General features: G+C 62.8%; 9 protein-coding genes. 3 read left to right on the forward strand and 6 right to left on the reverse strand.

Annotated elements, in window-relative coordinates:
- The 4 genes from NBV68_RS14505 to NBV68_RS14520 all read right to left on the reverse strand — a co-directional run.
- On the reverse strand, window positions 1-899 hold an 899-nt coding region (locus NBV68_RS14505), incomplete at its 3' end, for a DUF2493 domain-containing protein (RefSeq protein WP_296310923.1).
- A gap of 302 nt (window positions 900-1,201) precedes the next feature.
- On the reverse strand, window positions 1,202-1,624 hold the full coding sequence (locus NBV68_RS14510; RefSeq protein ID WP_296310924.1) for a hypothetical protein: 423 nt from the start codon (window positions 1,622-1,624) through the stop codon (window positions 1,202-1,204).
- 11 nt (window positions 1,625-1,635) lie between these two features.
- Window positions 1,636-2,577, reverse strand: a complete 942-nt coding sequence (locus NBV68_RS14515) for a zincin-like metallopeptidase domain-containing protein (RefSeq protein WP_296310925.1) — start codon at window positions 2,575-2,577, stop codon at window positions 1,636-1,638.
- A 167-nt stretch (window positions 2,578-2,744) separates the two neighbouring features.
- On the reverse strand, window positions 2,745-4,733 hold the full coding sequence (locus NBV68_RS14520; RefSeq protein ID WP_296310926.1) for a ParB/RepB/Spo0J family partition protein: 1,989 nt from the start codon (window positions 4,731-4,733) through the stop codon (window positions 2,745-2,747).
- 540 nt (window positions 4,734-5,273) lie between these two features.
- Between NBV68_RS14520 and NBV68_RS14525 the strand changes: the two genes are divergently transcribed.
- Genes NBV68_RS14525 through NBV68_RS14535 form a run of 3 tightly spaced genes read left to right on the forward strand, consistent with a single transcriptional unit; the run spans window position 5,274 to window position 7,380 of the window.
- Window positions 5,274-5,840 carry a hypothetical protein gene (locus NBV68_RS14525; protein ID WP_296310927.1) on the forward strand — a complete coding sequence of 189 codons (567 nt, stop codon included), beginning with the start codon at window positions 5,274-5,276 and terminating at the stop codon, window positions 5,838-5,840.
- On the forward strand, window positions 5,840-6,190 hold the full coding sequence (locus tag NBV68_RS14530) for a hypothetical protein (RefSeq protein ID WP_296310928.1): 351 nt from the start codon (window positions 5,840-5,842) through the stop codon (window positions 6,188-6,190). The genes NBV68_RS14525 and NBV68_RS14530 overlap by 1 nt, the downstream gene beginning before the upstream one ends.
- Window positions 6,187-7,380, forward strand: a complete 1,194-nt coding sequence (locus NBV68_RS14535) for a hypothetical protein (protein WP_296310931.1) — start codon at window positions 6,187-6,189, stop codon at window positions 7,378-7,380. Before NBV68_RS14530 ends, NBV68_RS14535 begins: the two co-directional genes overlap by 4 nt.
- On the opposite strand, the gene NBV68_RS14540 is transcribed toward NBV68_RS14535, so the two are convergent.
- Complete coding sequence (locus tag NBV68_RS14540) at window positions 7,327-8,139, reverse strand: hypothetical protein (RefSeq protein WP_296310933.1); 813 nt, start codon at window positions 8,137-8,139, stop codon at window positions 7,327-7,329. The two genes, NBV68_RS14535 and NBV68_RS14540, sit on opposite strands and share 54 nt — an antisense overlap.
- A gap of 231 nt (window positions 8,140-8,370) precedes the next feature.
- A partial coding sequence (locus NBV68_RS14545; protein WP_296310934.1) for an RES family NAD+ phosphorylase occupies window positions 8,371-8,975 on the reverse strand: 605 nt, incomplete at its 5' end.

Raw genomic sequence — 8,975 nt, forward strand, 5'->3', positions numbered from 1 at the left:
TCGACCACGGTGATCCGCCGAGCCTTGGCCTCGATGACCAGACGTTCGAGCACGCCATTGCCCGGAAAGGCGACGACGTAGCGCGGATCGAGGGAAAGCATACGCTCGTTGCGCTTGAAGCCAGCACGGGCGCCCAGCCGCATGTCGAGCGAGAACGTGACCTGCGGGATACCTCGACGTTCAGCCCAGCTCGATGCCAGACGGTCCACGCCCTTGGTGTCGCCGCCATGGATGAGCACCATGTCGGGAACACGGTCGCGGACCTTGTCAAGCGTGGCCCAGACACTGTTGCCGAAGGTCAGTGCATCGGCTTCGGTGGCATGCCGGGTGCGCCCGCCAGCGAATACGACGGGCGTTCCCTCGGGCACGGCCGCACGGCGTTTGGCCTCGGTACGGGCACGCAGGAAATCGCGACCTTCGACGAGCGCGGACGTCATCATCGCGCTGTGATTGAAGCGTGAACTGGAGACCGGCTTCCAGGAGGAACCGAACTCGTTGAGGTAGAGGGCTGCTGCAACTTCGCGCATCTCTTCGAGCGCCAGCATCGCGCTTTCGGCGCATTGCGCCCGCTCGACCTGGGTCTCAAGATCATGGGTATGAACCTCGGACCCATCGGCCGTCGCAATCAGCGCGCGGACCTCGTCGGTCGCCCGGTCAAGGGCCGTCGATTTGCGGGTCGCAGAACGGTGGAAGATGTTGACGAAGGCCCAGCCGAGATCCTCTGCATCGGCTTCAAGAGCGGTCCCGGACACCATGGCGAAGAGATCGGACCAGACCGCTTCGAGGGTTTGGACGACCGCGTCGCGAACCGGGAAATCGCTTGTCGATATGGGGGCAGGACCGACGGAAAAGCCGGCAAGATCGAGCCCGGCGAGTTGGTCGGCGAATGATGTGTGCATGAGAAAGTCCTCCTGACTGGCGTGAGGCCGACGCACCCGTTCATGGCTGCGCCAGCGAGAGCCCGTCAGGGCCAGCTTCAGGCAGGATTGCGCACCCGCCAGGGGAAACCCGGCTTGGCGGGCTGGCGCGGGCAGGCCTTGAGCCTGAAGGGCCAAGGCCAACACGGGTCCGCCCAAGCCGGGTTGCGCAAAGCTGGCGGCTGGCCCAGGGCCTCTCTCGCATGGCGCCAGACCATGAGCGGCCGGCAAAGCTCAGTCAGGGATGGCAACCCAAAGCGCTGCTTCTGGCCAACTCGCAGACCTCAAGCTGCGCGCTTGGTGTAGACCCCCTCGCCATTCGACATGTGCCCGAGGCAATCGTAGTCGCCGAAAAGGGCATCGAAGCGGGATGCGATCTGGGACAGCCAGCGCCGTGCCCGCGGCGACCGGGCCGTGCGCCAATCGGCGTCCCAATAGGCCCCGTCATCGCGTTCGGCGATCCAGACAGCCACCAGCCCTCCGTAGACCGATACGCCGAAATCCGCATAGGCATTGCGCATGAGGATCCGGTCTTCCCGGTCACGCCATCCGTCATGCGGGATCAGTGAAGGGAAGGCGTTGGCGGCCCGCTCGCGCAAATCCTCGCGCAGCCATTCGTACTCGAATTCCCAGTCGTCATCGTCTTCGACCTCGAGAACCGTGAATGCGACGATTGCGCCGCTGGGAAAGCTGACCGATCGGCCCATGATATCCTCCCTCAGGCCGCGAGCGCAGCGTCGTCTGACGCGTCGTCAAACTGGTCAGGGGTAATCCTCCCGCCGAGCCTCAGCAGCAGGCTCGAAGCTTGCTCGGCCTTGGCCGCAGCGGTCAGAATGGCGCGGTCGTCGTCTTTCAGAAGCTTGAGCCAGTGCTCGATGTAGCTCGCGTGGTTGTCGAGATGGGTCACGGGCAGCCCCAGCTCAGCACCCAGCATGGCGCTGGAGAGTTCGGCGACGAGTTCCTCGGCGGCGTAGGCCGCAGTGCCGAAGCGGTTCTTGAGATCGCGTGCCAGACGGCTGGCATGGCCTGTCCAGTGCGACAGCTCGTGGGCGAGCGTGGCGTAGTAGTGATCGAAGCCGTTGAACAGGCTGGCAGGCGGCATCGTGACGCGATCTGCAGTTGGTTCGTAATAGGCCTCGCAGCCCAGGTGGCGCACATTGACGGGGATTGCCGCGAAGAAGTCGTCGAGGTCGGCCTCTCGGCCTTCCGGCTCGACCAGTTCCAGCGTTGCGGCCGGATGAAAGCGGTCCGGCAGACCTTCCACCTGATCGGCATTGAAGACCGGATAGGCTTTCAGCACCCGTCGGGCCTCGTCGGTCTTTTCGCCGGTATCGGGGGCTTCCACCTCCTTGGTGTAGCTCTTGTAGAAAATCGCAATGGTCGATTTCTCGCCCTTGCGGACCTGGGCGCCGAGCGATTTTGCCTGATTGTAGGTCATCCAGAATGGCGATGCGTAGCCGCACATGTCGGCGACCATCCAGAGCCAGAACACGTTCATACCCCGGTACGGAATCCCGCATGCCCGCAAGGGCCGGGAGACCGGGACACCGCGCCACGGCTTGATCCACGGCTTCGTGCCTGCTTCCAGACGGGCGATGATTTCCTGGGTGATGCGGGTGGCGGGCGACAAGCCGCCGCCCTGCCCCTTGCGATAGGCCATGATTGTTCTCCTGATTGCGGCATCCGGACAGTCGGCGACGGGTTCGCCGGTCAGTGCCACAGGGTCCCGAGCCCCCTCTGCTCTGCTTCCAAAAGAGAAGCGGCCCTCCGGCATAAGCCGAAGGACCGCTTCACGAGGTGCGAGTGGCTGTGCCTGTCAGGAGGAGGTCAGGCGGCCAGCTCGCGGGGAGACTGATGTTCGTTATCACCGACCTGCCCCGCTCCAGCGGAGTCGATCTCAGCTTCGTCAGCCTCCGGCGCAGGGCCTGCGAAGCGCATGACCTCAGGCACCCAGGCGAGCGCCTTCTCGCGAACCTCGACCTCGGTGATGTAGGTGCCCGCAAAGACGCGCTCGGCGCTCATCGCGAGGTCGCCCTTCTTGACCGCGGCAAAGCGCGAGGAGAGCTCGAGACCGCCGACATCGGTCAGCGCATTGAGGATCACCTGCTTCGACACCCGGTCAAAGTAGTTGGCCGCGGTCGGCCGCCACCACTGCGCCATGTCGATACCGATCAGGCTGCCGAGATGATCGTGGAACGGAAGCTGGCGCTCACCGGCCATGTTGAGGCTTGCCTCGAGCGACCGGGCCACGACGTAACCCAGCCAGGCGGCGCGGCTGTCATCGGGCAGCGCCCGAAACAGGTCGAAGCGGGACATTGCATCGTCACCGGCGCGCCAGCTTTCATCGAGACCGGACCTGAGCTCGGCAAGCGCGCTGGTTGCCGGCGCATCCTTGGCTTCGAAGCCGATGATCGGGCCTGCAGGGACGGGCGCGCGCAGCGTGGTCGAAGAGCGCGCCCGCCAGTCATGGGTATCGGCATCGGCGAGGGTAAAGACCATGATGTCGAGCGCCAGCCCGGGATCGGATGCAACGTGAAGTGCCAGAACATCGCGGCGCTGCATCGCGAGTTCGTCGACCAGACGCTTCGACAAGGTGGTCCGGCGCCTGTCCGAACCTTCTTCGCCAGCGACGACTTCGATCCCATCGTCGGCCTCGGCAGGATCAGCCTGACGCTCGCTGTAGAACACCGGCTGGAGAACCGGCGTACCATCGCGCGAGAGCACCAAAACCATGCCCGCTTCGGCTTTCAGTTCCGGCGCGATGACGGGCGGGCGGGCACGAATGTCCTGGCATTCGCGCTCGATGGCCTCAATAGCCGCTTCGGCCGCAGCCACGGCCTCCTCGGCACTGTCCTCGTCTTCAAGGATCGCCGCGTGCTCGTCATAGGAGGCATCGAGTTCGTCGAGCCTTGCCGCTTCGGCTTCGGTCAATGGCGCCGGTTCGGCGGGAAGCCTGACCAGCCCTTCGACCAGGTCGTGGCTGGCATAGGGATCGAGCGTCGGCTTGACCCAGGCAAGACCCTGCTCGGCGGCGAGGGCTTTGGCCTGCTCTTCCATCTTTGCCGCCGCGAGGCTTTCGAGCAGCGCGACATCGACCCAGGATTCGCTGTCGTCGTTATCGAACAGCTCACGCTCAATCCGGCCGCCGGCTGCGATGTAAGCATCGCGGCCAACGAGGCGAGCACGCGGATCGCTGCCCCGGACGGTCCCCGACAGGACCATGCGCCGGACACTATCGGGGTTGGGCGCATAATAGCCCGAGGACACCTGCTCGAACACGCGGGTCTGGATGTCCTGATCCGAGGTGGCGCCAAAGGCCTTGGCAATATCGAGGGTGATCTCTCCGGCGGCGAGCGCCTTGAACACGACAGGCGCAAGCGTTGCGAGACGCAGCCGCCCCTCCACGAAGCGGACTGTCACACCGAAGCGGCGCGCAACATCTTCGACAGTCGCGCCGCCTGCCATGAGCGCGGCAAAGGCCTGGGCTTCGTCAGCGGGGTTCATAGCGAGGCGGTGGAAGTTCTCCGCGAGGCTGGTCTCCACGGCCGCTTCAGCGCTGTCCTCGAGAACGAGGCACGTGACTTCATAATTGCGGGCGAGCAGCTTTTCTTCAGCCAGCGCGAGCATCGCGCGGCGACGACGCTCCCCGGCCTCGACCTCGAACTTGCCTTTGGCAGCAGGTCTGACGATGAGGTTCTGCAGCAGACCGTGGGCTCCGATGCTGGCCTTGAGCTCAGCATCTGCTGCCGGATCACCGTGGCGGCGGACATTGCGGGGCGACTGAACGAGCTTGTTCAGAGGGATCGACTTGATCATGGGACACACTCCTGATTGTGAGCCCGGCACGCCGACTATCGACGCCCTAATAGCTCAATCAGGGCAAAGCCCCCTCCTCTCTTGGCCGATTGCTGAGAGTTTCACAGCCCGGTCGGCAGCGAGGGATGACGATTGCTGGTACTTTGCTGCCAGCAAACGGCAAGCTGCCGAACGGCGGGATTCGCCAAGAGCCGACAACGAGCGTTTATCCAACCCTAACGGCATTCCGACAGCACCTGGGCCGATTGCTGACTATCCGCTTGTGGGCGCGCTGAGGAGCAGCCGGACCTTCTAATTTGTAACACTTATGGTCCCAGCTCTCATTCCCCTTGCTTCGGGAGATCTCTTTGCAAGACGACGTCGTGATGCTCGTATTCACCGAAAAAGCGATCATTTGGGCGGTCGCATGGCCGCCCCAAGGGCTTGGACGGTGGCTCAGTGGCTGGCCCGACCCGCCCACAGCACACGCGAGGTCTCGGAGAAACCCTTGACGGATGGCCGTCCCTCACCTATCTCACTTTTATGAGTGAGGATTATGAAATGATTCGACACCTGATGCTGGCCCACCCCGCTGGAAGCACAACGCTGGCTGGTAGCGCCATGGGACGGCAGATGCTTGCCCATCTAATCGAGAAAACGACGCCGGTGGCCGAGCCCACCCTTGCCTTCCTCGATTTCGCGGAGGTGGACATCGCGACGGGGTCGTTTCTTCGTGAGGCCGTCATGGGCTTCCGCGACTTCTGCCGCAACGCGGCGGGCATGATCTACCCCGTGGTCGCCAATGCCAATGCGACCATCGAGGAAGAGCTTGCGACCTACCTTCGTGGTCGCAACGATGCCATTTGGGCATGCACCCTCGACACGGACGGTACAACCACCGACCCGCACATCCTCGGCGAGCTGGACGGCGGGCAGATGAGCACCATCCAACTTATCGCCGCGCATCATCCGATTTCCGCGCCGGACCTGGCCAAGCTCCGCCCCGATGACAAGATCGGCACGACCGCATGGAACAACCGGCTGGCGACGCTTTCCGCCAAGGGCATGCTGAAGGAAGTGCGCCTCGGCAAAACCAAGCTGTTTAGCCCTGTAATGGAGGCGATCTGATGGGTGCCGATTTTATCCGCGAACAGTCCGGTCAGCCCTGGCGCAAGCGCTGGAATAAGGGCGTGGACCGGCTCAAGGAACCGGGGCTGTTTGATGTTCAGTTTGGAGCGCAGCAGCGCACCATTACGGCGGACATCGATCCCGGGTTGAGCGTGCAGCCTGGCGACGAGCTGGTGGTGCAATGCGGGTCTGGCAACGCCATGGTGTGCCGTGGGCAAAGCCGCATTGGCGCGGTGAATGGCCTGCCATCCGACATGCACGCATCCATTACTGAATGCGGCGGTGTCGCCCTCGGAATCGTCGAACGGGTCAGTCGGTTCGGCAACAGCGCGGAGCTTCGTTTGCAATGAAGAATGCCAACAAACATTCGCTGCCCCGCCTCGTGCGCAATGCGCAGAGTCTGTGGGACGATGCCGCGACCATGCCTTCTTCGCTGGGCTGTGTGGCCTGTATTGACCGCCCCATCTGCGGTGGAGTCCATAATGGTGCCAGCTTTTTCGACTGCGGCGATTACTGCCGCTGCAAGGACAAGGCGACCTGTGACCTCGTCTGCCGAGGCAAGCCGAAGCAGTTTGTGGAACGCTTGAGGGAAGTCGGTGGGCTGGAGTTCGCCAACGTACCCCGCGCTCAAGTCGTGCCCATCGAGGTACTGCCGCCGATGGTCCCGTTGATCGATCATGCCACCGCGCGTGTCGGCACGCTCAACTCCCCGATTGTGGCGCTGCCGCTCTATGCCCTTTTAAACATCGACGCGGGCACGCTACGCTATCCCGACCGCGCAGCGCTAAGCCAGAAATTCGGCATCGACCCGAATGCCCGGCTGGTGGTTTCCGGGGTGGCTCGGGACAGGAAGATCGAGCGTTACTGGGCTTCAAATGACAGGCCTGTCATGCTTGAACAGTTGGCTGCCCTCGACATCGCGCTGATCACGCCTCCCAATTTCAGCGTGCTGACCGATGTGCCCCGCACTGATAACCTGCATGCCATGAAGCGCATCCTCATGGCGACGGTGGAGATGATGCAGGCGGGGCTGCCGACCGCTTTGCATCCCAATGCGCGCACGGAACGGGATTATGAGCGCTGGGGCGAGCTGATCGCTGAGCGCCCGGAGATCCAATACCTCGCGTTCGAGTTTGCGACCGGCGCTGGCCGTGGCGAACGACTGGATTGGCATGTGGCGCAGCTAATCGCCCTTGCCGCGCGCGTGCCGCAACCACTGGGTTTGGTGGTTCGTGGTGGCATGCGCGCGCTCGAACCGCTGCGGGCAGCCTTTGCGGCGGTGACAATGATCGATACCGACGCCTTCACCAAGACCCGCTGCCGCCAGGAGGCGCAATTCCGGCACGATGGAAAGTTGGTGTGGCGCAAGCATCCGACCCCGCCTGGCGCGCCGATTGATGCGTTGTTGCAGCAGAACGTCGCGGCGCTCCACAGTCACCATATCATTCTGGCGCGCACGCATGCCGAAAAACGGCGTGGCGCTGCGTCAGAGGGCTTCCGCGCGCCAAATCGCGCTGATCGTCAGGCCCTCGAGGGCTGACGTATGACTTAGTCGCTGATCGCCATTGAGGGGATCATGCGTCGGGCAAAGCATGAGCGCGTGATCGCCAGAGCGGAAGCGAAGCTCCGCTCGGTCAGTCACCATGGACCGGCAAAGCTGTACGAATCCCTGCCCACGGCCACTTGCCGAAGGGAAGCGCGACACACCGGTTTTGATCGCCTCGGTCAGTGCCGCCCCTGCATCCGGCAGATGCGCGTAGTCAGGATTTTGCCGTAGCGTTTCCAGCACACCCATGCCGCGATCCGCCACTACAAACTCGAAGGAGCGATCCGTGACGGCATAGGCGACCAGTCCCGTATGAGCCGCGCCGCTATGCTCGTAGACATTGTCCTGCATCTCACCCATCGCTCCGATGAGCGACGCAACGAGCCCGGCGGGAAAACCCCGGTTCTTCGCCGCATTCTCCGCATGGAGCAGCCATTGCTGCCAGACCGGATCGCCGGTCTCTACAGGGTTTTTAAGAGGAAGTGGGAAGGCTCCTGCCTGATCGCTAAAGCCACCGCCGAACGGTTGACCCGTCGCCCATGCCTCACGAACTTGAGAAGCGAACGCCCCCGCGAATGAAATAGATTCGTACTCACTCGGGAATTGCTGAGCACCTGCCAGCAACTCAATGAGTGGGCCGATGCGGCCCGAGTTCTCAATCACGATCGAACCGTGGTCCCGCAACCTCCCATGCGCTGCCTCTCGCAAGAGATCATCAACGTCAGAGAACCGAGCCTGAAGGGCGTGCATCATTGCCCAATATCACAAGGACTTGGTCAACTCCTACCATTCTTTCAATCAACGATGATCCGGAACTACGCCTGCCAAAGGCTGCGTCAAACGTTCCAAATTGCGGCCTTTTGCTGACTATAAGCGTCTGGGCGTTCTATCGGCAGCTTGTGTCAGGAGCGGACATTCCTATTGGCCGTGCTGAACGACCGTGTCTAGGTCGAGATATGCCAATCTTCAGCACGTATTCGGCACTCAGCCAATGCTCGGCAAATTTACAACTCGGAAAACGGCCCCTGAACCGGCATCACGCACGAGATCAACGCGCGCGCCGTCCCAGTGGTAGTCTAGGTGTCGACCCTGCAGGGGGTTTGACGCGCAGTCTGGGTAGAAAAGCGCGACGCATTCTCCACCCGGATGCCGGATGCTCGGGTAGGCAATCCCGTTCGATCCCGCGCCTCTGAGGTGCCGCGCGAGCGCTTGGGATAAGACATAGCTATCCGGATCGAGCGACGGATTCGGCGCACCCGCCAGAGCTCGGAGATCATGCAGCTCTGCATCGACCGACATGACGATTTCGCGGAACTGCGAGGTCCACCCCGGCGCTTCCCGAGTTCGCACCATGAAACGGGCATGATGGTGGATTGTCTCGAACAGCGCAGTTTCGAACCGATCCCCGACGTAGAGAACACCGTAACTGCCGTCGGTAAAGCGGCTAGGCCGGTCGGTGCTCACGTGGGTGAACGGCGCCATGAGGTAAGAGGCCCCGCTGCCACCGACGCGCCGGGCGACTGGAACCAAGTCGAGATTGCCAATCGTCGCCATGATGCGGGGATTGGACTTCTGCTCTGCCGAAATCA

Source organism: Erythrobacter sp. (assembly GCF_023653175.1).
Classification (GTDB): Bacteria; Pseudomonadota; Alphaproteobacteria; order Sphingomonadales; family Sphingomonadaceae; genus Erythrobacter.